26 protein-coding genes and 1 tRNA gene are annotated in these 23195 nt (G+C 69.2%); 12 read left to right on the top strand and 15 right to left on the bottom strand.

Annotated features, from left to right (window positions below):
• Positions 1-457: 457 nt before the first annotated feature.
• From AJAP_RS39270 to AJAP_RS39260, 3 genes are all read right to left on the bottom strand, one after another.
• Positions 458-531, bottom strand: a tRNA-Pro gene (locus AJAP_RS39270).
• A gap of 28 nt (positions 532-559) precedes the next feature.
• A complete protein-coding gene (locus tag AJAP_RS39265) occupies positions 560-1501 on the bottom strand; it encodes a metallophosphoesterase (protein ID WP_038521088.1) in 942 nt (313 codons plus the stop codon).
• Positions 1502-1771: 270 nt separating this feature from the next.
• The gene (locus tag AJAP_RS39260; RefSeq protein WP_148311640.1) at positions 1772-3946 is read right to left on the bottom strand and encodes a transglycosylase domain-containing protein; all 2175 of its coding nucleotides are present in this window, start codon (positions 3944-3946) and stop codon (positions 1772-1774) included.
• 350 nt (positions 3947-4296) lie between these two features.
• On the opposite strand from AJAP_RS39260, the gene AJAP_RS39255 reads away from it, so the two are divergent.
• A complete protein-coding gene (locus AJAP_RS39255) occupies positions 4297-4614 on the top strand; it encodes a WhiB family transcriptional regulator (RefSeq protein WP_005166974.1) in 318 nt (105 codons plus the stop codon).
• Between the two features lie 64 nt (positions 4615-4678).
• On the opposite strand, the gene AJAP_RS39250 is transcribed toward AJAP_RS39255, so the two are convergent.
• Genes AJAP_RS39250 through AJAP_RS39235 form a run of 4 tightly spaced genes read right to left on the bottom strand, consistent with a single transcriptional unit; the run spans position 4679 to position 8062 of the window.
• Positions 4679-5809 carry an ArsA family ATPase gene (locus AJAP_RS39250; protein ID WP_038521085.1) on the bottom strand — a complete coding sequence of 377 codons (1131 nt, stop codon included), beginning with the start codon at positions 5807-5809 and terminating at the stop codon, positions 4679-4681.
• Positions 5809-6813, bottom strand: a complete 1005-nt coding sequence (locus AJAP_RS39245; protein WP_016337892.1) for an ArsA-related P-loop ATPase — start codon at positions 6811-6813, stop codon at positions 5809-5811. The genes AJAP_RS39250 and AJAP_RS39245 overlap by 1 nt, the downstream gene beginning before the upstream one ends.
• Before the next feature lie 22 nt (positions 6814-6835).
• A complete protein-coding gene (locus AJAP_RS39240) occupies positions 6836-7084 on the bottom strand; it encodes a hypothetical protein (RefSeq protein ID WP_038521082.1) in 249 nt (82 codons plus the stop codon).
• 33 nt (positions 7085-7117) lie between these two features.
• On the bottom strand, positions 7118-8062 hold the full coding sequence (locus AJAP_RS39235) for an esterase/lipase family protein (protein ID WP_038521080.1): 945 nt from the start codon (positions 8060-8062) through the stop codon (positions 7118-7120).
• Positions 8063-8191: 129 nt separating this feature from the next.
• On the opposite strand from AJAP_RS39235, the gene AJAP_RS43920 reads away from it, so the two are divergent.
• The 7 genes from AJAP_RS43920 to AJAP_RS39205 all read left to right on the top strand — a co-directional run bounded on the left by AJAP_RS43920 (position 8192) and on the right by AJAP_RS39205 (position 12558).
• Complete coding sequence (locus tag AJAP_RS43920) at positions 8192-8353, top strand: DUF4177 domain-containing protein (RefSeq protein ID WP_005166970.1); 162 nt, start codon at positions 8192-8194, stop codon at positions 8351-8353.
• A 12-nt stretch (positions 8354-8365) separates the two neighbouring features.
• On the top strand, positions 8366-8821 hold the full coding sequence (locus tag AJAP_RS39230) for a RidA family protein (RefSeq protein WP_016337888.1): 456 nt from the start codon (positions 8366-8368) through the stop codon (positions 8819-8821).
• Positions 8821-9450, top strand: a complete 630-nt coding sequence (locus tag AJAP_RS39225) for a hypothetical protein (RefSeq protein WP_038521077.1) — start codon at positions 8821-8823, stop codon at positions 9448-9450. Before AJAP_RS39230 ends, AJAP_RS39225 begins: the two co-directional genes overlap by 1 nt.
• A gap of 38 nt (positions 9451-9488) precedes the next feature.
• Positions 9489-10640 carry a hypothetical protein gene (locus AJAP_RS39220; protein WP_038521074.1) on the top strand — a complete coding sequence of 384 codons (1152 nt, stop codon included), beginning with the start codon at positions 9489-9491 and terminating at the stop codon, positions 10638-10640.
• A gap of 90 nt (positions 10641-10730) precedes the next feature.
• Complete coding sequence (locus tag AJAP_RS39215; protein WP_038521071.1) at positions 10731-11543, top strand: NUDIX hydrolase; 813 nt, start codon at positions 10731-10733, stop codon at positions 11541-11543.
• On the top strand, positions 11540-12310 hold the full coding sequence (locus AJAP_RS39210) for an MBL fold metallo-hydrolase (RefSeq protein ID WP_038521069.1): 771 nt from the start codon (positions 11540-11542) through the stop codon (positions 12308-12310). The genes AJAP_RS39215 and AJAP_RS39210 overlap by 4 nt, the downstream gene beginning before the upstream one ends.
• Complete coding sequence (locus tag AJAP_RS39205; RefSeq protein ID WP_034314716.1) at positions 12307-12558, top strand: glutaredoxin family protein; 252 nt, start codon at positions 12307-12309, stop codon at positions 12556-12558. Before AJAP_RS39210 ends, AJAP_RS39205 begins: the two co-directional genes overlap by 4 nt.
• 199 nt (positions 12559-12757) lie before the next feature.
• Here the strand turns inward: AJAP_RS39205 and dnaN are convergent, their stop codons facing one another.
• From dnaN to AJAP_RS39185, 4 genes are all read right to left on the bottom strand, one after another.
• Positions 12758-13822 (bottom strand): DNA polymerase III subunit beta, encoded by a 1065-nt coding sequence (gene dnaN, locus AJAP_RS39200; protein WP_038521062.1) that lies wholly within the window; start codon positions 13820-13822, stop codon positions 12758-12760.
• A gap of 9 nt (positions 13823-13831) precedes the next feature.
• A complete protein-coding gene (locus AJAP_RS39195) occupies positions 13832-15094 on the bottom strand; it encodes an MFS transporter (RefSeq protein WP_174492118.1) in 1263 nt (420 codons plus the stop codon).
• A gap of 451 nt (positions 15095-15545) precedes the next feature.
• Entirely contained in the window at positions 15546-16220 is a 675-nt protein-coding gene (locus tag AJAP_RS39190) for a Crp/Fnr family transcriptional regulator (protein WP_003081747.1), read from the bottom strand.
• A gap of 159 nt (positions 16221-16379) precedes the next feature.
• A complete protein-coding gene (locus AJAP_RS39185; RefSeq protein ID WP_005166943.1) occupies positions 16380-16631 on the bottom strand; it encodes a hypothetical protein in 252 nt (83 codons plus the stop codon).
• 238 nt (positions 16632-16869) lie between these two features.
• Between AJAP_RS39185 and nth the strand changes: the two genes are divergently transcribed.
• From nth to AJAP_RS39165, 4 genes are read left to right on the top strand one after another with little or no spacing between them, the layout of a single operon-like run.
• Positions 16870-17553 (top strand): endonuclease III, encoded by a 684-nt coding sequence (gene nth / locus AJAP_RS39180; protein ID WP_038521054.1) that lies wholly within the window; start codon positions 16870-16872, stop codon positions 17551-17553.
• The gene (locus AJAP_RS39175) at positions 17550-18146 is read left to right on the top strand and encodes a TlpA family protein disulfide reductase (protein WP_038521051.1); all 597 of its coding nucleotides are present in this window, start codon (positions 17550-17552) and stop codon (positions 18144-18146) included. Before nth ends, AJAP_RS39175 begins: the two co-directional genes overlap by 4 nt.
• Complete coding sequence (locus AJAP_RS39170; protein ID WP_038521049.1) at positions 18143-18850, top strand: NUDIX hydrolase; 708 nt, start codon at positions 18143-18145, stop codon at positions 18848-18850. The genes AJAP_RS39175 and AJAP_RS39170 overlap by 4 nt, the downstream gene beginning before the upstream one ends.
• Before the next feature lie 6 nt (positions 18851-18856).
• The gene (locus AJAP_RS39165; RefSeq protein ID WP_038521046.1) at positions 18857-20041 is read left to right on the top strand and encodes a MarP family serine protease; all 1185 of its coding nucleotides are present in this window, start codon (positions 18857-18859) and stop codon (positions 20039-20041) included.
• On the opposite strand, the gene AJAP_RS39160 is transcribed toward AJAP_RS39165, so the two are convergent.
• From AJAP_RS39160 to nhaA, 4 genes are read right to left on the bottom strand one after another with little or no spacing between them, the layout of a single operon-like run.
• Complete coding sequence (locus AJAP_RS39160; RefSeq protein ID WP_038521044.1) at positions 20034-20441, bottom strand: DnaJ family domain-containing protein; 408 nt, start codon at positions 20439-20441, stop codon at positions 20034-20036. The genes AJAP_RS39165 and AJAP_RS39160 overlap by 8 nt on opposite strands.
• Positions 20438-21361 (bottom strand): alpha/beta fold hydrolase, encoded by a 924-nt coding sequence (locus tag AJAP_RS39155; protein WP_038521041.1) that lies wholly within the window; start codon positions 21359-21361, stop codon positions 20438-20440. The genes AJAP_RS39160 and AJAP_RS39155 overlap by 4 nt, the downstream gene beginning before the upstream one ends.
• A gap of 15 nt (positions 21362-21376) precedes the next feature.
• On the bottom strand, positions 21377-21871 hold the full coding sequence (locus tag AJAP_RS39150) for a phage holin family protein (protein WP_016337874.1): 495 nt from the start codon (positions 21869-21871) through the stop codon (positions 21377-21379).
• Positions 21872-21922: 51 nt separating this feature from the next.
• A complete protein-coding gene (gene nhaA, locus AJAP_RS39145; RefSeq protein WP_038521038.1) occupies positions 21923-23122 on the bottom strand; it encodes a Na+/H+ antiporter NhaA in 1200 nt (399 codons plus the stop codon).
• Positions 23123-23195: the final 73 nt, after the last annotated feature.

The raw sequence follows: 23195 nt of genomic DNA, 5'->3' as shown, positions 1-23195 counted from the left end.
CAACGGGGTCGTGAGTGGCGATTCGGGTTAGAACGACCTTTACCACTCACGACCCCTCGGTGTAATCGCCCATCTCGCCATGAATAGGACATTCGGTCGCCGAGAAGTGACCACAGTGGACGGTTGGAGCCCGTTCGACTCCCGTCGACCAGGGCTATCAAGCGCTTGACCTGCGTTTATGCGACTTCGCCGAGACCCCTGGCGTCTAGCGCAGTGAAGGGAGCCTTCGCGTACTCCTGAGCAGCGTCAAACGGTCGGCAATCGGACAATTCCACCGAGCAACTGTCCTCCGCAGATACTTAAGCAATATCGCTTAAGTAAGTGGCATTGCCCCTGGGAGTGGAGGGGGCTGCCCGGGGGCGCGTGACTTGGGCCTCCGGCTCCGGCCGCGTGTTAAGGGGCTGCAACGCGAAAGAGCCTTGCTCGCCAAAGCGAGCAAGGCTCTTTCGATCCAACGTCGGGGTGGCGGGATTCGAACCCACGACCTCCTCGACCCGAACGAGGCACGCTACCAAGCTGCGCCACACCCCGGATACTTCTTAGCGGGTCGAGGAGAAGTTTAGCGGACGGTGTTTCGGGCTTTGCGGGGGGCTGCTTTCCGATGGTTCTCGCTGGTCGTGCCCCGTGGGACGAGGGTCAGCAGGCTCGCCTCGGGCGGGCACGCGAACCGGGCCGGAGCGTACGGCGAGGTGCCCAGTCCGGCGGAGACGTGCAGCCACATCTGGGCGCCCCAGCGGGACGCGCCACGGGCGCGGGTGCGGTCCAGTTCGCAGTTGGTGACGAGCGCGCCGTAGCCGGGGACGCGGAGCTGCCCGCCGTGCGTGTGGCCCGCGAGGACGAGGTCGTAACCGTCGCCGGCGAACTCGTCGAGCACGCGGGGCTCCGGCGAGTGTGTGACGCCGATGCGGACGGCGGCCGCGGTGTCCACGGGGCCCGCGATGTCGGCGTAGCGGTCGCGGTGAAGGTGCGCGTCGTCGACGCCCGCGGTGAACACGTACTGGTCGGCGACCTCGATGGTGCGCCGGACGTGGGTGAGGTCGTTCCATCCGTGCTCGACGAACGCCGCGCGGAGGTCGCGCCACGGCAGGTGCTCGCCGTGGATCCGCTTCTTCTTGCCCTTCGGCATGAGGTAGCGGGCGGGGTTCTTCGGTTTCGGCGCGTAGTAGTCGTTGCTGCCGAAGATGAACACGCCGGGCCGGTCGAGCAAGGGGCCGAGCGCGCGCAGCACGGACGGGACGGCCTGATGATGTGACAGGTTGTCACCGGTGTTGACGACGAGGTCCGGTTCGAGTTCGTCGAGCGCCGCTACCCAGCGTTGTTTGCTCACGTGACCGGGCAGCATGTGCAGATCCGAGATGTGGAGGATCGTAAAGGGCTTCGCCCCTGCCGCGAGGACCGGGAGCTCCGCGGTGCGAAGCGTCCACCGGCGCCTTTCGATACCGACCGCGTAACCGAGGGTCGCGGCTCCCAGGGCGACGGTTCCCACGGCCAAGCGCCGCACCGTCGCCCCCGAAGTACTTTTGTTACTGAGCGTGCTCACAATGTCCAGTTTACGTGCTCTCCGGTGGTGATCGTTCGCCCCCATTCCGGCGATCTCGGTAAATCGCTGGAATGGCCTCTTTTCTTCACCTTCCGTGGTCGGCGCGGAGTGTCGCGATCAACCGACATGGTCTCGTCGACCGCTGTTCCCCGTTAGGCCGCCAGGCGGTCACTCAAAGTTAGAGTGACGTGACACATCGTGATTTGCGCTGGTGAATGCCGCCCTTGTCGGTCAGCGTCCGCCGCCCATGTACTTGGGGTCCGGAGCCGGCAACGGCAGCGGTTCCTGGCCGGCGAGGATCTTCGACATCGCCCCGAACCACGTCTGCGCCGGCGTCTTGCCGCCCCACATGTTTTCGCAGCGGGTGGTCACATTACCCGGGCCGAGGTAGCAGAGGCCGCCGTTTCCACCCTTCGGACGGAACACCATCGCCGCGCCCGCGAGCTGCGGGGTGGCGCCGAGGTAAGTCCCCGAGCCGTTGCTCTGCGTCGTCCCGGTCTTGCCCATCACCGGCCGGTTCCAGCCGACACCGTTCGCGGCGCCGAACGACGTCCCACCGGGCTGGCTGTCCCTGCTCATGCCGACCGCGAGGGTGTTGGCGAGACCTTCGGGCACCACCTGCTCGCAGGCGGCTTCCTTGACGGGCACCGGCTTTCCGTCCCGGTCGGTGACGCCGGACAGCGGGGTCGGCGGGCACCAGACGCCGCCGCTCATGATCGTGGCGCCGACGTTCGCCAGTTCCAGTCCGCTCAGCGGAGCCGGGCCGAGGGTGAACGAGGCGTTTCCGGCCCAGCCGGGCCGCGGGCCGAAGGCCTGAAGCTGACTGGCGTTGGCACCGGGGTTGTCGGACTTCGGATCCACGGCGCCACCGCCGAGGTTGCTCGCCATGGTGTCCCGCATGCCGAGTTTGCGGGCCATCTCCACGATCGGCCCCGTGTTCCCGATCCTGTCCTCGAGGGCCACGAACGCCGTGTTCGGGGAGGTTGCCAGCGCCTGCTGCAGCGACATGGCCCCACCGGCCGGGTTGTAGTCGCCCGCATTGCCGACGCAGTACCAGTTGCCTCCTGGGCCCGCGGGGGGCCGGGGGGCCACGGGACACCGCTTCGGGCCACCGGCGAACACGTGTGAGGTGTAGAGATCGGGCACCGGGAGTGAGCTGTTGATCCCGGCCACACCGGCTTCCAAAGCCGCGGCCGCGGTGAAGGTCTTGTACGCGGACCCCGCGCCACCGGTGTTGTAGACGCCGGAAGGCAACGCGAACGTCGTCTGTCCCTGGTCTTCGTGCAATCCGTAGTCACGGTTCGCCGCCAGCGCGACGACCTCGTGTCGCTGTTTGCCCGGTTTCACCAGGGAAAGCGTGTTCGCGACGTTGTCCTGCGTCTTCTTGACCTGGGCCTCGGCCGACATCTTGGCCTCGTGGTTCGCCCGTTCGTCCAAAGTGGTCTGGATCCGGTAGCCGCCGGTGTAGAGATCGTCCTTCGTCATCCCGGATTTGAGGAGATAGTCCTCGACGTACTGGCAGAAGAAACCGTTCTCCGTACCGGCGCCGACGCAGTTCGACGCGGGCTTCTGCGGGCCGCCTTCGACCACGCCGAGCGGCTCGGCCTTGAACCGTTCCGCGTCCACCTTCGCGAGCTTCTGGTTGTCGACCATGCGGTCCAGCACCAGGTTGCGCCGCTCGGTCGCCTTCGCCGGGCTCTTCCACGGGTCGTTGACGGCCGGGTTGTTCACCAGCCCGGCCAGCAAGGCCGCCTGCGGCACCGTGAGCTTCTCGACGGGCGTGTTGAAGTACGCGTTCGCGGCCGCGCCGACGCCGTAGATCTCACGCGAGAACTCGACGACGTTCAGGTAGCCGGTCAGGATCTGCATCTTGTTCAGCTTGGTTTCCAGCTGGATCGCGATCCGGGCTTCCTTCAGTTTCCGGGCGACCGACTGCTCCTGTGCGCGCTTCTGGCCCGGCTTGTCGTCCCGGTAGACGACGTTGATCAAGTAGTTCTTGACGTACTGCTGGGTCAGCGTCGACGCGCCCTGCGTGTCCCCGCCGGTGCTGTTGCTGACCGCCGCGCGCAGCGTGCCCTTCCAGTCCACGCCGTTGTGCTCGTAGAAGCGCTTGTCCTCGACGGAGATCAGCGCCCATTTCATGGCGTCGTTGATCTGGGTCTCGGTGGTCGGGATGCGGTACTGCTTGTACAGCGTCGCGATCTGCTTGCCGGTGTTGTCCGTGATCGTCGTCACCAACGGCGGCGGGATGTCCGCTAGGTCCGAAGATGTCTTGTCGACGGTCTCGCTCGCCTGGTTCGACAGCACCCCCGCGGCACCCGCCACCGGGAACAACATCCCCGCGACCAGCACCCCCGCGAGCACACAAAGGCCAATGAGCTTCAGCAGACCGTCCGTTTTGCGCACGCGGACCAGGGTACGCGGATGCCGTTAGCCCACCGTGACGTCACCTAGCTGAAAGTGTGGATTCGGTTACGAAATCGACCCCATGAGGTGACGGCCGGTAGTCGGAGGCATTCTAGGGCTTGGCGGAGGGAACCGAGGGCCCTTACAGTCCGTCAACGTCTCACGTATGAAAAAGCCGACAGACGGGTGAGTGCGAGCGGCAGTCGCATTCGGCCGAACGGAGGCACCGGCACCGGGGAGGTGTCGGCTCAACCGACGTGAGCACACAGGGAGACACGCTCATGGGGGCAGGAGCGCAGGCTTTTCGTCCCCCCGTGGTGTGTCGAACACCAGGGTAGGGAGCTGGGGGTATGGAAACCAACCAGTCGAGCTGGCGAGTCAATGCGTCGTGCCGCGACACCGATCCGGACGGGTTGTTCGTCCGGGGGGCGGAACAGAACCGGGCCAAGGCGGTCTGCCTCGGTTGCCCGGTCAGGACGGAATGCCTCGCCGAAGCGCTCGATGGCCGGATCAACTTCGGCATCTGGGGAGGTATGACCGAACGGGAACGGCGGGCGCTGCTGCGGCGGCGGCCGGACGTTTCCAGCTGGGCGGACCTGCTTGAAGCGGCGAAGCGCAGTTTCACCGGGATCGACGAAGAGGAAGACGTGCGCGTCCGAGTCTCGTGATCAAGGTTGGCGTGAAAGGCCCCTTCCCTGAGTCCAAGGTAGGGAAGGGGTCCTTCACGGAGACTCAGGACTGGGTGGCGAGCCTGGTTCCGATGTCGCGCAGGCCTTCGAGATCGTGCACGTCACTGGGGAGCGCGGGCACCCGCACCAGCGGGACCTCGGGATGCGCCCGCGTGAACCTGGCGAGCAGCCGCGTCTCCCGATCGGCCAGCGCGACCCGGTCCGCGTGCAGGCGAAGGACGGCTTCGGCCAGCGGAGCGCTGGTTTCGCCCTTCGCAAGCTGCTCGGCGGCCGCGACCGCTTCGGCACTGGAGAGCGGGGCGAGCACCGGATGCGTCCGGTTCGCGACCAGCCCCGCGAGCGGCATGCTCTCCTCCGAGAGCCGCTCCACGAAATAGGACGCTTCGCGCAGCGCGTCTGGCTCAGGCGCGGCCACCACCAGGAACGAAGTGCCGCCGGACCGCAGCAGCTCGGAAGTCTTGCGCGCGCGTTCGCGGAAACCGCCGAACATGCTGTCGAAGGCCTGCATGAACGCCGAAGCGTCCGTCAGCAGCTGGCCGCCGATGATCGTCGAGACGGCCTTCGCGAACATCGAGAACCCGGCGTTGACGACCTTGCGCAGGCCCCAGCCGCCCGCCTTGGCCGGTCCGGTGAGCAGCCGGATCATCCGGCCGTCGAGCGCGCTCGAAAGCCGCGTCGGCGCGTCGAGGAAGTCCAGCGCGGACCGGCTCGGCGGCGTGTCGACGATGATCAGATCCCACTCGTCGGTGGCCGCGAGCTGCCCCAGCTTCTCCATCGCCATGTACTCCTGCGTGCCGGAGAACGACGTGGAAATGGTCTGGTAGAAGGGGTTCTGCAGCAGTTGCTCGGCGCGTTCGGGGCCGGCGTGGACGCGCACCATGTCGTCGAACGTGCGGCGCATGTCGAGCATCATCGCCCACAGCTCGCCCTTGGGCTCGAAGCCTTCGACCTGCACCTGCTTCGGGTGATTGCCCAGCTCACGCAGGCCGAGCGCCTGCGCCAGCCGCCGGGCCGGGTCGATGGTGAGCACCACCGTCTGCCGTCCCCGTTCGGCCGCGCGCAACGCGAGCGCCGCCGCGGTGGTCGTCTTGCCGACCCCGCCGGAACCGCAGCACACGATGACCCGGCTCTCCGGATCGTCGATCAGCTTGTCGACCTCCAAGACGTCCGACATCAGCGCACCCCCTGCTCGGTCAGCGCTTCGGCGAGGTCGTAGAGCGCCGCGACGTCGACGCCGTCGGTCAGATCCGGCAGCTCGAGGCCCGGCAAGTCCGCTTCGGAGAGCTGTTCGCGGGCGCGCTGCTCGGCCGCGACCCGCACGGCGTGCTCGACGGTTTCCTCGACGAGCGCGTCGAGGGTGCTTTCGGGCAGGTCGAGACCGGCCGACGCGAGCCCGGCGCGGACGCGGGAGGCGTCGACACGGCCGTCGGCCGCGGCGGTCACCGAGCGGGCGGGCAGCCGCGGCGGGCGCACCCGGTTCACCAGCACGGCACCGGGACGCAGGTCGGCGCCGTCGAGTTCGGCGACCGCTTCGACGGTCTCCCGTACCGGCATCTCTTCCAGCAGCGTGACCAGGTGGACCGCGGTCTCACCGGAGTGCAGCAGCCGCACGACGCCGTCGGCCTGGCCGCGGATCGGGCCGGTCTTGGCGAGATCGGTCAGGGCCTTGGTGACGTCGAGGAACTTCACGACCCGGCCGGTGGGCGGCGAGTCGACGACGACGGCGTCGTAGGTGTGGCGGCCGTCCGATTCGGTGCGGCCGACGCATTCCTTGATCTTGCCGGTGAGCAGCACGTCGCGAAGGCCGGGCGCCAGCGTGGTCGCGAACTCGATCGCGCCCATCCGCCGCAGCGTCCGCCCCGCGAAGCCGAGGTTGTAGAACATCTCGAAGTATTCGAGCAGCGCGGCCTCGACGTCGATGTGCAGGGCGCGCAGTTCGCCGCCGCCGGGGACGGCCGCGATGCGCTGCTCGGCGTACGGGAGCGGCTCGGTGTCGAAGAGCTGGGCGATGCCCTGGCGGCCTTCGACCTCGATCAGCAGCACTCGGCGCCCGCCCTTGGCGAGCGCGAGGCCCAGCGAGGCGGCGAGCGTGGTCTTGCCCGTCCCGCCCTTACCGGTGACGAAATGCAGCCTGGCTCTCGCGAGTTCGTCGGTCCAGCCGGCAAGGGGTGTGCTCACCGGTCCCACCCTAATTGAGCGATCAGCTCGCCAGCATCATGACGCCGAGCGCGGCCACGACCAGTCCTGCGACGCACCAGGTCAGGACGCCGGGCAGCACCGTGAGCATCACCACACCAAGCAGCAGGAGGGTCACGAGTGCGACCGCGCCGGTGACCGCGACCGTCGCCGAGCGGCCCGTGCGGTCCCGCGCCTTGGCCATCAGGACCAGCACCAGCGGCAGCCCGGCCGCGGCGAGCAGGACGGTCGCGACCACGCGCCAGGTCTCCACGGGCCCACCGTAGCGGTGCCGAACGCGCTTCCGTCAGCTCCCGATGGGGGTCGCGGGCACGCAGGGGACCGGCTTCGCGTGCGCCGGGTCCAGCGCGTTGAGGACGTGCCCGGCGGCGTTGCGATCGGCGGCGACCCCGGCGTGCTCGGCCAGGTCGAGCAGGCAGCTGTCCTGCAGCACGATGTTCTTCACGTTCGAGCCGGTGCCCATCCCGCTCGTGTACGGGACGACGGCCTCGTCGTAGCGGGTCATGATGTTCGTGTAGGTCACGCCCGGCTGGAAGACGCCGTTGCCCGACCGCAGGTTCGTCAGGAACTCCGAGCCGCGCAGGAACTGGCGGCACGAACCGCAGAGCGGGTCGAGGATGCCGTTGAAGCCGGGCGCGAGCCCCAGCGCGCCCGCGAGCGCGTACAGATGCGAGGCACCGAACAGCGTCGTGCCGTTCCAGAGCGGGGTCAGGCTGACGTACTTGTCCACTTTGGACGCTCCGCCGAGGAACTTCACATAATAAGAAGGCATCAGCGTGCCTTCGGAATGCCCGAGGATGTCCACCTTGGACGCGCCGGTCGCGCCGCGCACCCTGTCGATGAACGCCGAAAGCTCCTTCGCGCTCTGCTCCATCGGCAGCAGCCCGCCGGGCTGGTAGATCGGCAGCGGTTCGCCGGGAACGCCGTAGGTGAGAGAGAAGACGCAGTACCCCTGGTTCTTGAGAAGCGGGCCGAACGTCTGCCAGTTCACCGTCTGGTTGGCGCCGAGCCCGTGGGTGAGCACCACCGGATTCGGATGGGCCGCGCTCGGGCGGCAGTCGAAGTCGTTCGCGCCGGGTGGCGGGCCGCCGGGGTTCGCCGCTTGCGCGGGCAGTGCCGCGGCCAGCGTCCACGGGACGGGGAGTTCCTCGTCGGCGGTCGCGGGGGAAGCGCAGATCAGGGCAAGGGCCGCGGCCAGGAAGGTGGCGGCGAGGGACTTCGTCGTCCGCATGTCGGCGTCCTATCTACTCCCGAGTAGGTGTGAAGTGAACCACATCGACGGGAAATCGGCGAACCGTCCGCGAGAGGGTTTTCCGCATGTGTGTCGGGCGCCCTTGCCGGTTTGGCTACGCTCCCGGGCATGAGCGCCACCAAGTGGGAGTACGCGACCGTCCCCCTGTTGATCCACGCCACCAAGCAGATCCTCGACCAGTGGGGCGAGGACGGCTGGGAGCTCGTCACCGTGCTCCCGAACCCGACCGGCGAGCAGCACGTCGCCTACCTCAAACGAGCGAAGAACTGAGGGATTGAAGCCATGACCTGGAGCGATCGACTCGCCGAGCTCGGCATCGAACTGCCGGCCGTCGCCGCCCCGCTGGCGGCCTACGTGCCCGCGGTCCGCACCGGTTCGCACGTCTACACGGCCGGGCAGCTGCCCTTCGTGAAGGGTGAGCTCGAAGCGACCGGCAAAGTCGGCGCCGAGGTCAGCCCCGAAGAGGCGAAGCAGTACGCGCGGACGTCGATCCTCAACGCCCTCGCCGCGGTCGACTCGGTCGCCGGCATCGACAACGTCGTGCGGGTGGTCAAGGTCGTCGGGTTCGTGGCGTCCGCGGAGGGCTTCACCGGCCAGCCCGCGGTGATCAACGGGGCGTCCGAGCTGCTGGGCGAGATCTTCGGCGAGGCGGGCATCCACGCCCGGTCGGCCGTCGGGGTCGCCGAGCTGCCGATCGGGGCGCCGGTCGAGATCGAACTGATCGTGGAGGTGAAGTGATGGACCCGGACATCGAACGGTCCTCGCACGAGCTCCTGCTCCGGCTGGCCGGACGGCTGCCGGACCAGCTCTTGTGGCGGTTCCGTGACTGGCTGGGCGAAGGTGCGATGGGCACGCTCGCGCGGACCCTGCCCAGGTCTTTGCTTAAGCACAGGATCGACCTGGACCAAACCGAGTATCGCCTGCTAGTCGCCGGGCTCATCCCCCACGGAGCCGACTGGCATCAGGTGAGTTCCACCCTGGGGGTAGACGACGTCACCGAGACCAGGTACACATTCACGCAGAGTGCGCCCGAATGGGTGAACTCCGTCGACTCTGTGTCCGTATTGATCCACGCAACGTTGCGGGGACGGCCGGATGTGGGTGAAGTGCGGCAAAGCTGGCGACACCTCGGTGTGGTCGGCGAGGGTGGGGCGAAACGAGTCCTCCTGGTCACGGCGACGAACGGGCTGCCGAGGCTGACCGGTGAACTGCAGCGCGTCCTGCGCGTGCTGGGTGACGAGGAGCCCGGCGTCGAGGTTCTCCCGCCGAGCATCGACCTCACCGGCTATCACCGCACCGCGCTCACCAACTCCGAGCTGGTCTGTGTGGGCGCGGTGGACACCGGAAGTCGGCTGGTCGCCGCTTAACGCTCGCTCCACCAGGCGAGCCGGGAGGGAGCAGAGCAATGGTGGAGGTCCACGACGGCCCGCCCATGGACGGGTTCTCGGTGCCCCTGCGCCTGCACAACCTGTTACTGGCCCTGGCGGGTCGTATCGACGACAGTGCTTTGACCGAAGCGCGTGAGCTGATCGCGCGTGCGCACATCGACGAAGCGGTGGAGCTCACCACCGGCACCCTGATCGCGGGGAAGATCCCGGTGAGCTCCTCCGAACAGCGTGAACTCGCGCTCGTCCTCGAGATGAGCCGGTCCGACGCCACCCTGGCGAACGATCTGCTGGTCGTCGAAGAGGACGAGCCGGTGCTCACCCACCGGTTCACCGGGGAGAACCAGCCCGAATTCGGCCTCGCCGAGGCGCTCGACCGCACCCTGCAGGTGCTGCCGGACGTCCGGTCGGTGCACGCGGTGTGGCGGAACACGCCGGCGGGTAGCGTGCCCGGCGCGCTGCCGCAGCGGGTGGTCCTGGTCGAGATCGGGCCCGAGGGCAATCCGCCCGCGGTCGCGTTCCGCGTGGACACCGCGCTTCGCCGCGCGGGCATCCGTTCGGTCGTCGAGGTCGCGGGCCCCGGCGTCGCGCGGTCCGCGTACCACCAGGCCGCGTCTTCGGCCGCGAGTCCTGTCTGGGTCACCGGGAGTACCCACTCCAGTGACTTTCGGTCCGAACCGGTGACTCCGCCGCCCGCTCCCGCCCCGGCTCCCGAGCCGGTCAAGGAGCAGCCGAGCAGGCACGGGCTGCGTCCGGTGAGCAGCGGAAGCCACGAACCGGCCGAGCCGATCGCGCCGGTGGTGCCGATCGTGCAGCAGGCGCCCGCGGCGACGACGTCTTCCTCGTCCTCGACGGAGTCCGCGCCGCCGCGCAAGTCGCGGGCGGAGACCCGTGCCGAGCGCACGGCCGACCTGACCCCGGCCGAGGTGGCGCAGCTTCGTCAGGCGCTCAAGGAGGACCCCGAAAAGGGCCGCGAGATCGCCACGGGGAAGCCGAGCATGCACGAGGTCGTCGAGCTGCCCGCTCTCGACCTCGACGACCCCAGCCTGAGCGAGCGCGACCGCGCGCTCCTGCGCGAGCTGCACGCCGAGCTCGCCGAACGGGAGCGCGCCGAAGCGGCGAAGATCCGGCTGAACGGCGCTTCGCGCAGCAGCGGCTCTAGCTGGTCCTGACCGAACGGCACGCGTTTCGTCCTCTGAATGCGGTAGTTGCACGCGCAACGATCGCAACCAGAGGACGAAACGCGATGTTAGGTTGCGGGTGTGGCTGAAGAACTGACATTCGACATCCCGGTGGGGGCCGGGGTGGGCACCCGCGCCAACGCCGATGGCGAGCCCGTGACGCCCAAGGACGCGGCGACCGTGATCCTCCTCCGCGACGGAACCGAAGGCGTCGAGGTCTTCCTGCAGCACCGGGTGAAGGGCATGCCCTTCGCGGGCGGCATGACGGTCTTCCCCGGCGGTGGCGTGGATTCCCGCGATGTCGACACCTCCGTGAGCTGGGCCGGCCCCGAGCCCGCCTGGTGGGCGGAACGCTTCGGTTGCGACGAGTCGCTGGCCCGCGCCCTGGTGTGCGCGGCCGTGCGGGAGACGTTCGAGGAGTCTGGCGTACTGCTCGCGAGCACCGGCGACACGGTCGTCACCGACACGACGCCGTATCACGACGCCCGCGAAAAACTGGTCTCCCGCGAACTCTCGCTCGCCGCCTTCCTCGAAGCGAACGGCCTGACGCTGCGCGCGGATCTCTTGCGCCCGTGGGCGAACTGGGTGACCCCGCCGCAGGAACCGCGCCGCTACGACACCTGCTTCTTCGTCGCCGTGCTGCCCGAAGGACAGCAGGCGGACGGCGCCACCTCCGAGGCCGTCAGCTCCGGCTGGCAGCGGCCCGAAGAGGCCATCGCCGATGCCAAGGAAGGCCGCCGCATGCTCATGCCACCGACGTGGCTCACGCTCGCGGAACTCGGCGAGTTCGAGTCGTCGGCCGCGGCTCAGGCCGCCGAACGCGAGATCTCGAAGATCATGCCGACGCTGGTGCGCGACGGCGACAAGGTCCGCGTCATCCTGGACCCGGCATGAGCGCCCCCGAATACGGCGTGCTGCGCCGGATCACGCCGACGACTTCCGTGCTGCTGGAGAACAATCCTTCGTCGATGACGTTGGAGGGCACCAACTCCTGGGTGCTGCGCGGCCCCGGCGCGGCCGGTTCCGTGGTCGTCGACCCCGGTCACGAGGACATCGAGCATCTGACGCGGCTGGCGGAGACCGGCGCCGTCGAGCTGATCGTGCTCACCCACCATCACCCCGACCACGCCGAGGGCGCGCCCTGGTTCGCCGAGCGCGTCGGCGCCCCCGTGCGGGCCTTCGACGAAAAGCTCTGCATCGGCGGGAAGTCCCTTGTGGACGGTGAGGTGATCGAGGCGGGCGGTGTCCGGCTGTCGGTGCTGCACACGCCGGGCCACACCGGCGACTCGATCTGCCTGGTGTCCGACGGCCAGATCCTGACCGGCGACACGATCCTCGGCCGCGGCACCACCGTGCTGCACGACCTCGGCGACTACCTGCGCTCGCTGCGGAAACTCATCGGGCTGCCCGACGGCACCGTCGGCCTGCCGGGACACGGCCCCGAACTGCCCGACCTGGCCGCGACCGCGCGCGAATACCTGGCACACCGGGAAGAACGGCTCGACCAGGTGCGTTCGGCACTGGAGACGCTCGGCGCGGACGCCACCCCGCGCCAGGTGGTCGAGGTCGTCTACGCCGACGTCGACAAGGCTTTGTGGGCGCCCGCCGAATGGAGCGTGCGGGCGCAGTTGGACTACCTGAGGTCGGAGGACGGCGAATGAGTGACGTCGAGGTCGAGTTCTACTGGCGCCCCGGATGCGGGTTCTGCGCCGCGCTGGAGCGGCCGCTGTCGAAGAGCGGCTTCAAGGTGAAGCGGGTCAACATCTGGGAGGACCCGGACGCCGCCGCCCGCGTGCGTTCGGTGGCGAACGGGAACGAGGTCGTGCCGACGGTCTTCGTGGGCTCGAAGGCGATGGTGAACCCTTCGTTCGGGGAGATCGAGGCCGCTGTGAAGGCCGCCTCAGCCTGACCCCTCAGCGTGCTATGAAAGGTCCTTTCCTTGCAAAATTTGCAAGGAAAGGACCTTTCATAGCGTTCGGGTGCGGGCGGGTGGCGGTTGACCTGTCGAGCTTCGGTGTTGCGAAAGCCACTTTCGCAACCCTCAACGTTGCGAAAGTGGCTTTCGCAACACGCCGCCGAGTCGCCCCCGCCACGTACGAAGGCGGGTGTCAGCGCGGCAGCATCGGCATGACGTAGTACGTCAGCTCCACCTCGCCCGGCTCCACCGCGCGGATGACGCAGGCGCGCATCCCGGGCTGGATGTCCAGCCGCACCCGTTCCCCGGCGAAACCCTGCAGCGCGTCCAGCAGGTAGCGCGCCTGGAACGAGGGCGACGTCCGGCCGCCGGACACCTCCGCTTTCAGCGTTTCCTCCGCCTCACCGGTGTTCTGCTTGGCACTGGCCAGCCGCAGATGCGCGTCGCCGACCTCCAACGTCAGCACCCGGCGATCGTCCGCGTAGACGCCCACGCGGCGCACGGCGGCGGCCAGCGCGTCGGCGGCGACCTCGACCGTTGTGTCCACAGTGGACGATTCGATCAGCTTCTCCGACAGGAAACCCGCGTCGAGCACGGCGGTCGTGACGGCGACTCCGGCCCAGCTCAGCCCGAACCGGGTGCCGTCGCCGTGCAGGCCGACGGTGCCGCGCGCCTGCTTCGCCGTCTCGGCGAGCAGGCCCGCCGGGACCAGTGCGTCGATCGGCTCGCCCGCGGAGCGCAGCGGCAGGGTGGCCACGGCCATCCGGTAGCGGTCGGACGCCGTCAGCCGCAGCTCACGGCTGAAGCTCTGCACGCGGACACCGGTGAACATCGGCAGCGCGTCGTCCTTCGCCGCCGTGCCCGCGACGGTGCGCAACGCGGTCACGAGGGCGTGACCGTCCACTTCGGACACCTTCGGCGGCATGTCCGGGAGGTTCAGCTCACGGCTCAGCAACGGCAGCGCGTAACGCCCGCCCTCCACCCGCACGGCCAGCCGCGAACCCTCGACGACCAAACGCACCAGGTCGTCGTCGAGCATGCGCAGCGTCTCCGCCAGTGGCCCGGCGGGGACGAGGACCTCGCCATCGGTGTGGACCATGGCCTCGGCGGTCAGGCGGACGGCTCGTTCGCTGTCGTTGCCGCCGACGGTCAGCCCGTCCTTTCCAGCACGCAGCAGCAGGCCGGAACGGGCCGACAGCAGCCGGGCGGCGGCGGAGACGGCGGACGAAAGGGGGCGGGTGGCGGCGGTCAGGTCCATGCCCGCAAGCTAGCGGGCGGCACCGACAAGTTCGGGCGCTTCGGCGGCGGCCGCGGCCGGCTGAGGGCGGAAGGTGCCGCGCAGCAGCCACACCACCGCGGCGAGCGCGAACCCGACCACGCCGGCGGCGAGGAACGCCGCCTCGTGTCCGGCGTGCTCGACGAGGTAGCCGCTGATGGACTGCCCGAACGCGAGGCCGAGGGTCACCGCGGTGAGCACCCAGCCGAACGCCTCGGCCGCCGTGCCCTTCGGCGCGGCGATCTCGATGGCCGCCGAATGCGTCGTCGACTGCGGTGTGATGAGCGCGCCCGCGGCGAGCATGGCGAGCGCGAGGCCCCAGAGCGAACCCGGCAGCGCGAGCAGCGCCACCAGCGCGCCGAACCCGGCCAGCAGCACCGGCAGCCGCAGGCCCATCTGACGTGGCCACGGGCGCAGGCTGTACGTCACCCCGAACGCGACCGAGCTGACAGACCACGCCGAAAGCAGCAGGCCGCCGATGGAGGTGTTCCCCGCCTCGGTCGCGGCCGCCGGGACGGCGACCTCGACGAATCCGATCACGGCGCCGAAGCCCAGCGCGGCGATCGCGAGCGTGCGCATCCCGGGGCTGGCCAGCGCGCCGAGCAGTTTGCCGCCCGTCGACGGCGACGGACCCCATGCGCGCACGGTCGGGCTCAGCGCGAACAGGACCGCGCCCGCGATCATGGTCAGCGAGCCGGTCACGATGCCGGTGCCCGCCCACGGCGCGGCGATCAGCAGTCCCGCGAACCCGGGGCCGAGGATGAAGAAGACCTCCATGCTGATCGCCTCGTAGGAGAACGCGGCGTTCCGCGTCGGCCCGGCGGGCAGCAGCCGTGTCCACAGTGCCCGCGAGGCCGAGCCGACCATCGGTTCCGTGATCCCGGTGCCGAAGGCCAGCGGGACCAGCACGAGCGTCGGGGCGTGCGCCTCGATCGCGAACACCAGCCCGGTCATCGCCAGCGCGAAGAGCACCGTGGTGGTCAGCAGCGGCCGGGTCGGCCCGAACCGGTCGATGAGCCTTCCCTGCACGACCGCGCCCACGGAGACGCCCACCAGCGACCCGGCCGACACCAGCCCGGCCGCGGCGAAGGAGCCCGTCTCACGCTGGACGTAGAGCAGCGCGGAGATACCGATCATCGCGATCGGCAGGCGGGCGAGCAGCGACGCGATCACCGCCCCGCGGGATCCGGGCGCGGTCAGCGCGGCCCGGTAGTCGGCGAGGGAGGTGCGGTGGCTCTCGGCGGAAGCGGACACAGACTGGGACACGCGTACCAGTATGAACACTTTGGTACGCGAGTACCAGATCTGCGGCGGTAAGTTTGGTCACCACCGGATCCGGGTACTACGGACCACGAATCCGCCAGGTTCGTCACGATCAGGTAACAGTCGGTCGATTCTGGGTCATTCGGGGCAACAAATCGACGCAGATGGCGTCCTTGAGAGTGAAAGAACTTGAGTTCACGGCCGATGGCCGTGGATGGTTGTACGACAAACACACAGCTTCCAGCTCCCTCCGGCGTACGGGTCGGGGCCTTGTTCCGGAGGGCGGGGAGCGCGGATCGTCGGGGGATGGTCCGCGCACAGCGAAGAGCCGGTGCGCCACGTCGGGGGTGGCGCCCGGCTCTTCGTTGTGTTTCAGCACGAGTACATGAAGGCCCCCTTCACTGCGCTAGACGCAATGAAGGGGGCCTTCATGTACTTGAAATCAACGGGCGCGGCGGGCCAGGCGCTCCGGGTCCAGGATCAGCACGCTCTTGCCTTCGAGCCGCAGCCAGCCGCGGTGCGCGAAGTCGGCGAGAGCCTTGTTGACGGTCTCGCGCGAGGCGCCGACGTACTGGGCGATCTCTTCCTGAGTCAGGTCGTGGGTGACCCGCAGCAGGCCGGCCTCCTGGCTGCCGAAGCGCTGCGCGAGCTGCAGCAGCGCCCGCGCCACGCGGCCAGGGACGTCGGTGAAGATCAGCTCGGCGACCATGTTGTTCGTCCGGCGCAGCCTGCGGGCGACCACACGGAGCAGCTGCTCGGCGATCTCCGGGCGGGTGGAGATCCACTGCCGCAGCGCCGGGCGGTCCATCGTCACCGCGCGGACCTCGGTCACCGTCGTCGCGCTGGACGTCCGGGGGCCGGGGTCGAAAATGGACAGCTCGCCGAACATGTCGGACGGGCCGAAGATGCCCAGCAGGTTCTCGCGGCCGTCGGGTGACTTGCGGCCGATCTTCACCTTGCCGGACTGGATGATGTAAAGCTTGTCGCCGGGTTCACCCTCGTTGAAGATGACATGCCCGCGAGGGAACTCCACGGATTCCAAGGTCTGTGCCAGCGCCTCGGCGGCTGCCGGCTCAACACCCTGGAAAATGCCCGCTCGGGCCAGGGTTTCGTCCACCTCGGGTGCCTCCTCATCGAGATACGACGTCGATCCTCGTCGGGCGGGGACCGTGTCGTCGATCACTTTTCGCGTCAGTCTAGGTCGTGCGCGCGAGATCGCTCGTCGGCACGCCGAACGCGCGCGCGGGCCGGGAACGATCTCGCTCGAACGTGGAGCCTAACTCCGCACGCGTCGCGCGCGAAGCCTGGCCGCCTTCCCGCCCAGCCTGCGCAGCCGGAAAAGCTCGAGGGCGCGCCCGATGCCGTGCCCGTAAAGGGCCCTGACCTCGTTGGGCTGAGCCTGCTCGAGGAACTCCTCGACCTCGTTCTCCTGCACCGCGACGTGCTTGAGCCTGGTCTCCACGCGTTCCATGAACAGCGCGAAGAACATGATCACCAGGGGCACGAGGATGACGAACCAGACGGTCATGAGCCCTGCCCAGGGAATTCCGAAAAGTTGTGCATTACTCCAGATCCTCGCTCATGGCGTCCTCGATCGAAGCGCCGAGGTGGTGCTCTGGCGTGTCGGCCGTCGACCGGCGGGATGCTCCCACTGGCTCGTCCGATGGCGCCCGTAGGCTATCGGGGTGCCTCCTGCCCTCACCAATGCCCCCCGCGCGGGGGGCAAGGGTGAAAGCCGGCTCGCGTTGGTGAGACGCGCCAGGCGGATGAAGCGTTGCCTCGACGACGAGTTCCCCGACGCGCACTGTGAGCTCGACTTCACCACTCCGCTCGAACTGCTGGTCGCGGTCGTGCTTTCGGCACAGACCACCGACGTCCGCGTGAATCAGGTCACGCCCGCGCTCTTCGCGCGCTACCGGACCGCCGCGGACTACGCCGGCGCCGACCGCGCCGAACTCGAGGAGTACCTCCGCCCGACGGGTTTCTTCCGCGCCAAGGCGAATTCGGTGCTGGGGCTGGGCGCCGCGCTGGTGGAGCGCTACGACGGCGAAGTACCCGGCAAGCTGAAGGACCTCGTCACGCTGCCGGGGGTCGGTCGCAAGACGGCCAACGTCGTGCTCGGCGACGCCTTCGGGGTCCCCGGGATCACCGTCGACACGCATTTCGGCCGCCTGGTCCGCCGCTGGGGCTGGACCGAGGAGGAGGACCCGGTCAAGGTCGAGCACGCGGTCGGCGAGCTGATCCCGCGCAAGGAGTGGACGCTCCTCTCGCATCGGACGATCTTCCACGGCCGCCGCGTCTGCCACGCCCGCAAACCGGCCTGTGGCGCCTGCCCGCTGGCCAAGATGTGCCCCTCGTACGGAACCGGCCCGACGGAATTCGAAGAGGCCGCGAAGCTGGTCAAGGGCGAAGAACGCGACCACATCCTGGATCTGGCGGCCCGCCGGTGACCAGGGTCACCAAACTGGCCCTCGGTGCCGCCGTGCTGGTGGTGGCCCTGATCGTCGCGTTGCTCACGACGCGGGACGGCCAGGCGCCCGCGAAGACGTCGGGGGATCTCACGGCCGCGCGGACGAAGGCCGCGCTCGCCCCTTGCCCACCGCCTGGGCCCGGTGAGGTGGCGAAGCTGCGCGGTGTCGATGTCGAGTGTCTCGGCGACGGCTCCAGGGTCGACCTCGCCAAGGTGGTCTCGGGCGGTCCCATGCTGGTCAACCTGTGGGCGTCGTGGTGCGAGCCGTGCCGTGCCGAGCTTCCGCTGCTCCAGCGGTACGCCACGTCGCCCGGAGCCGCGCGTGTGCTCCTCGTCCAGGTCGCGAGCTCCGGCGCCGATGGGCTGGCGATGCTGGCCGAACTGGGTGTCCGGCTGCCGTCCGTGTTCGACGGTGACGGACAGTCGGGGCCGGTGCGGACGGCACTGAAGGTCCCTTCCTCCCTGCCCGCGACGTACCTGGTCACGGCGGGCGGCGACGTCCGGCTCATCGAGAACCCACGCGTCTTCCTGAACACTGACCAGGTGCGCGCCGCTGTGGAAGGGACACCATGACCGGCCCCCTCGTGGACACCGACGCCGTGCCCGCCTGGCTGCAGCCGCTGGTCAAGATCAGCGGCGAAGTGGACGCGGCCACCTTCAGCCGGTTCAGCGTGCCACCGGACGCGAGCTACCGGTCCGCGTCCGTCCTGATGCTCTTCGGCGAAGGTCCGCAGGGGCCGGACGTCCTGCTCCAACGCCGCGCGGACACCCTCGGCTCGCACGCGGGTCAGGTCAGCTTCCCCGGCGGGGGCGCCGAGCCGGAGGACGGCGGACCGGTCGGCACCGCGTTGCGCGAGGCGGAGGAGGAGACCGGCGTCGAGCCGGCGGGGGTGCTGCCGGTGGCGGTCTTCCCGGAGCTGTTCGTCCCGGTGTCCAGCTTCGCCGTGACGCCGGTGCTCGCCTACTGGCGGACGCCGTCGCCGGTGCACGCCGTCGACCCCGGCGAGACGGCGGCCGTGGCCAGGGTGCCGGTCGCGGAGCTCACCGATCCGGCCAACCGGTTCCAGGTCATGCGCAAGGGCTACGACTGGAAGGGCCCCGCGTTCGACGTCGGCGGGATGTTCGTCTGGGGTTTCACGGGCGGCCTGCTGGCGATGACGCTGGCGCTCGGCGGCTGGGAACGGGACTGGGACCACGGCGACGTCCGTGACCTTGACGTAGCGTTGGCCGAACATCAGGCGCGGGTCGACGGGCGGCAAGTGCCGGAGAAGGAGTAGGCGCCGGTGAACTGGGTCGACGTACTGGTGATCCTGCTCGCACTGCTGGCGGGCGTGTCCGGCGCGTTCCAGGGGGTGATCATCGCCCTCCCCTCGCTGGTCGGGGTGGTGCTCGGCGCGCTCGCGGGGATCAAGATCGCGCCGCTGGTCGTGGAACTCTTCCAGCATCCGGCGGCGAAGGTCGCCTTCGCGGTGGCGACCGTGGTGTTCCTGGTCGCGCTCGGCGAGACCCTCGGGGTCTGGGCGGGCCGGAAGCTGCGGCAGAAGATCAACCCGGACAAGCTTTCCGGCGTCGACAAGACGCTGGGCGCGGTGGTGCAGGCCGCCGTGGTGTTCGTGGTCGCGTGGCTGATCGCGACCCCGCTCACCGCCGTCTCCGGTGTGCCGGGGCTGGCGAAGTCGATCAACAGCTCGGTCGTGCTCGGCGGCGTCAACGACGTCATGCCCGAAGCGGCGCAAGGCTTCCCGAGCGAACTGCGCAAACTGCTGGACGCCTCGGGCTTCCCGTCCATTGTGGACCCGTTCCAGAAGCCGAACGTCGAGGACACCAGCCCGCCGGACACCGCGCTCCAGGCGAGCGCGATCGTCAAACAGGTGCACCGCAGTGTGGTGAAGATCCGCGGCAACGCGACCTCGTGCTCGCGGGCGCTGGAGGGCAGCGGTTTCGTCGTCGCGCCGCAGCGGGTGATGACGAACGCGCACGTGGTCGCGGGCACCGACGAGGTCGCCATCGAGTCGACCTCGGGCAAGTTCCCGGCCAGGGTCGTCTACTTCGATCCCGAGGCCGACGTGGCCGTGCTCGCGGTGCCGAGGCTGCAGGCCCCGGTGCTCCCGTTCACGCCGCGGGTGGCGCGGGCGGGCGACAACGCGATCGTGCTCGGCTACCCGCTCGACGGTCCGTACACCGCGACGCCGGCCAGAGTGCGCGGCCGGATCAACCTGCGCGGACCGGACATCTACGAGTCCAACACCGTGCAGCGCGACGTGTTCACCGTGCGCGGGCAGGTCCGCAGCGGGAACTCGGGCGGGCCGATGATCAACCCCGATGGCGAGGTCATCGGGGTCGTGTTCGGTGCGGCCGTCGAGGATCCGGAGACCGGCTTCACGCTGACCTCGGAGCAGGTGCGGCCGGTGGTCGAGACGGCTCCGGCGCTGAGCGCGAACACCTCGACCGGGCCTTGCGCTAACTAGCGGCTTCGCGCCAGGAGGTCACGACCTCTTCCACGTCCAGCGGCCGTGCCCGCAGCACCGGACCGCCTGCCGGACGCCGGTGCTCGGCGCGGATCCGTTCGTTCAGGTCCTCGACGATCTCCCGCACCCGCGCCTCACGACGTACACGAGCCAAGGTGTCCGGCAGATCGTCGAGCTCCTTCGCGATCGCCAACGAAGGCGGCAGCAGCGCCGAAACGTCGTGCCCCTCGGCGCGGACCTTGTTCACCACCCACGCCAGCGCGGTGTCCTTGCCGTCCGTCTTCGGCAGCGGTTTCCCCGCGCCGGGAAGGTCGTCGAACTCGCCCTTCGCGGCGGCCGCGCTGACCTGCCTGTCCACCCAGGACTCGAACGACACGCCCGTCGGTTTGCGCTCGGTCATGCTTCCAGGATACGGAAAAAGTCCAGCAAGGCGGCCGACGTGCGGTCCGGGGCCTCCAGATGCGGGAAGTGCCCGATGCCCGGCCAGCGCTCGAGACGGGCGTCCGGGGCCCAGCGACGGGACGCCGCCGCGGTGTCGGGCAGGACGCACCGGTCCTCCTCGCCGTGCAGTTGCAGCACGCGGGGAGCGAAGCGGCCTCGCAGCGCTTCGCTGAACCGGCGTCCTTCGCCGCGGAACTGCGCGCGGAAGGCCCATCGGTAGTACTCGAGCGCGCTGTGCGGCACTCCCGGCACGAGCATCGCCTGCCGGAACGCCCGCACGGCCTCGGCGAACTCCGCCGTGTCCGTCCACTGTGGACCAGACCAGGCGCGGAACAGCTCCTCGACGGCGAGCGCGTCGTCCTTGACCAGCCATTTCTCCGGTGCCATCGGCACCTGGAAGCGGAACAGATGTCCCGAAGCGCGCAGCTGCCCCGGCCGCCGGACGGCCCGGCGCAACGCCAGCGGATGCGCGCCGCCCAGCACACTGACCGACGAGACCAGCCGCGGGTGCAGCGCGCCGACCGTCCACGCGAGCATGCCGCCCCAGGCATGCCCGACGAGATGGGCCTTGCGCGCGCCGAGCGACTTGATCAGCCCGCCGACGTCGCCCGCGAGGGTCCAGGCGTCGTAGCCGCGCGGGGGTTTGTCGGAGTCGCCGTAGCCGCGCAGATCCACCGCGACCGCGCGGAAACCGGCGTCGGCGAGCGCGGTCAGCTGGTGGTGCCAGGTCCACCAGAACTCGGCGAACCCGTGCAGCAGCACGACCAGCGGCCCGTCGCCGAGTTCGGCGACGTGCAGCCGGATGCCGTTCGCCGAGACGTCACGATGGGTCCACGGACCGTCGATCCGGACGATCGACGGATCCGGTGTCGCCTGCACCGACTCGAAGACTTCTCAGTCGCGGTCCGCGGGCGCGTCGTCATGACGCGGCTTGAACGCGGCGGCGGTGTCCTTGAAGCTGTTGATCGTGCGCTCGGGCGCCTTGATCTTCTTCACCTTGCGGTAGCCCAGGAACCCCGCGACCGCCGTCGTGGCGAGCATCAGCCCGAACACGATCGCGAACGCCGCCCAGCGCATCAGCCACTCCGACAGCAGCTCGCCGAGGAAGAAAAAGAAGAAGAACGAGCTGTACAGCCCGACGACCAGCGCGACCAGGAAGAAGATGGCGCCCTTGAGGCCCTTCTTCGCCTCCGCGACGACCTCGGATTTGGCCAGCTCGACCTCGGCGCGGATCAGCGTCGAGACGTGCTGTGTGGCATCGCCGACGAGTTTCCCGAGGGACTGCTCGCTCGCTACCACGTCGTCATCGCTCGACAGGGGGAGGTAGGGCACGGCCCCCACGCCGTCGGGGCCGGTACGTTCGTGCTTGGGGCTGCTCACACCGGTCATCGTGCCACGTGCCCCGATCACGGGCGCGGCGGACCGGCGAGTGTCGCATTCTCAATCTTCGCGCGCGTGCACGCGGCTGCGGTGCAGCAGCATCGCGGCGGCCGAAAGCGAGGCGATGGCCGAGGCGATCAGTACCGCCGCCTTCGCCAGCTCGACGGCCTCCCCGTCGAGCGCGAGATCGGCGATCAGCAGGCTCACGGTGAACCCGACGCCGCCCAGCATCGACAGCGCCCCGATGTCCCGCCAGCCCATCCCCCTGGGTTTCTCCGCGAGCTTGAACTTCACGGCGAGCAGGCTGGCGCCGAAGATCCCGATGAGCTTCCCGCCGACGAGCCCGACGAGCACGGCCAGCGGCAACGCGGTGGTGAACACCGCGCTGAGCGATTCACTGTCCACCTTGATGCCGGCCGCGAACAGCGCGAACAGCGGTACCGCGACCGCGGCCGACCACGGCTGCAACCGGTGTTCGAGCCGGATCGCGGGCGCGTGCTCCTCGCCCTCGTCGGCGCGGACGCGGGTGAGCAGGCCGAGCGCGACGCCCGCGATGGTGGCGTGGATGCCGGCCGAATGCACCGCGACCCAGGTGATCAAGGCCAGCGGCACGTAGATCCAGGCGCTGCGGACGCGACGGTGCTGCAGGTACGCGTACAGCGCGAGGGCGACGACGGCGACACCCGCGGCGACGAGGTCGAACTTCGCGGTGAAGAGGATCGCGATGAGCAGGATCGCGCCGAGGTCGTCGACCACCGCGAGCGAGAGCAGGAAGACCCTGGCGCTGCTCGGCAGGTTCGACGCGGTCAGGGCGAGCACGCCCAGGGCGAACGCGATGTCGGTGGCGACCGGGATGGCCCACGCGCGTTCGATGCCCGGGGTTCCCCAGCCCACGGAAAGGGCGACCAGCGCCGGCACGATCATGCCGCCGACCGCGGCGACCACCGGCAGGATCGCCTGTTTGAACCGGGAGAGTTCACCGACCACGAGTTCGCGTTTGAGTTCGAGCCCCGCGACGAAGAAGAACAACGCGAGCAGGCCGTCTTTCGCCCAGTCGCCGATCGTCAGGTTCAGATGCAGGAATTCGGGACCGAGCCGGAAATCGCGGATGGCGCGGTAACTGTCGTCAATGGGCGAATTCGCCCACAACAGGGCGATCGCGGTGGCGCCGAGCAGGATCATTCCGCCGGTGGTCTCCGTGCGGAGATAACGGGCGAACTCGGCGACGACGACTTTCGCGGGACGGTTCGGGCCGGACAAGGCGACCTCCGGTTTTCGGCAACGACGAATACTGTTGCCGACCAGACTTCCCGGCGCACCTTGAGACTATTTT

This window comes from Amycolatopsis japonica (assembly GCF_000732925.1).
In the GTDB taxonomy this organism is placed as follows: Bacteria; Actinomycetota; Actinomycetes; order Mycobacteriales; family Pseudonocardiaceae; genus Amycolatopsis; species Amycolatopsis japonica.
Note: the sequence above shows the minus strand (reverse complement) of the source record. Positions and strands in the feature narration are given on the sequence as shown.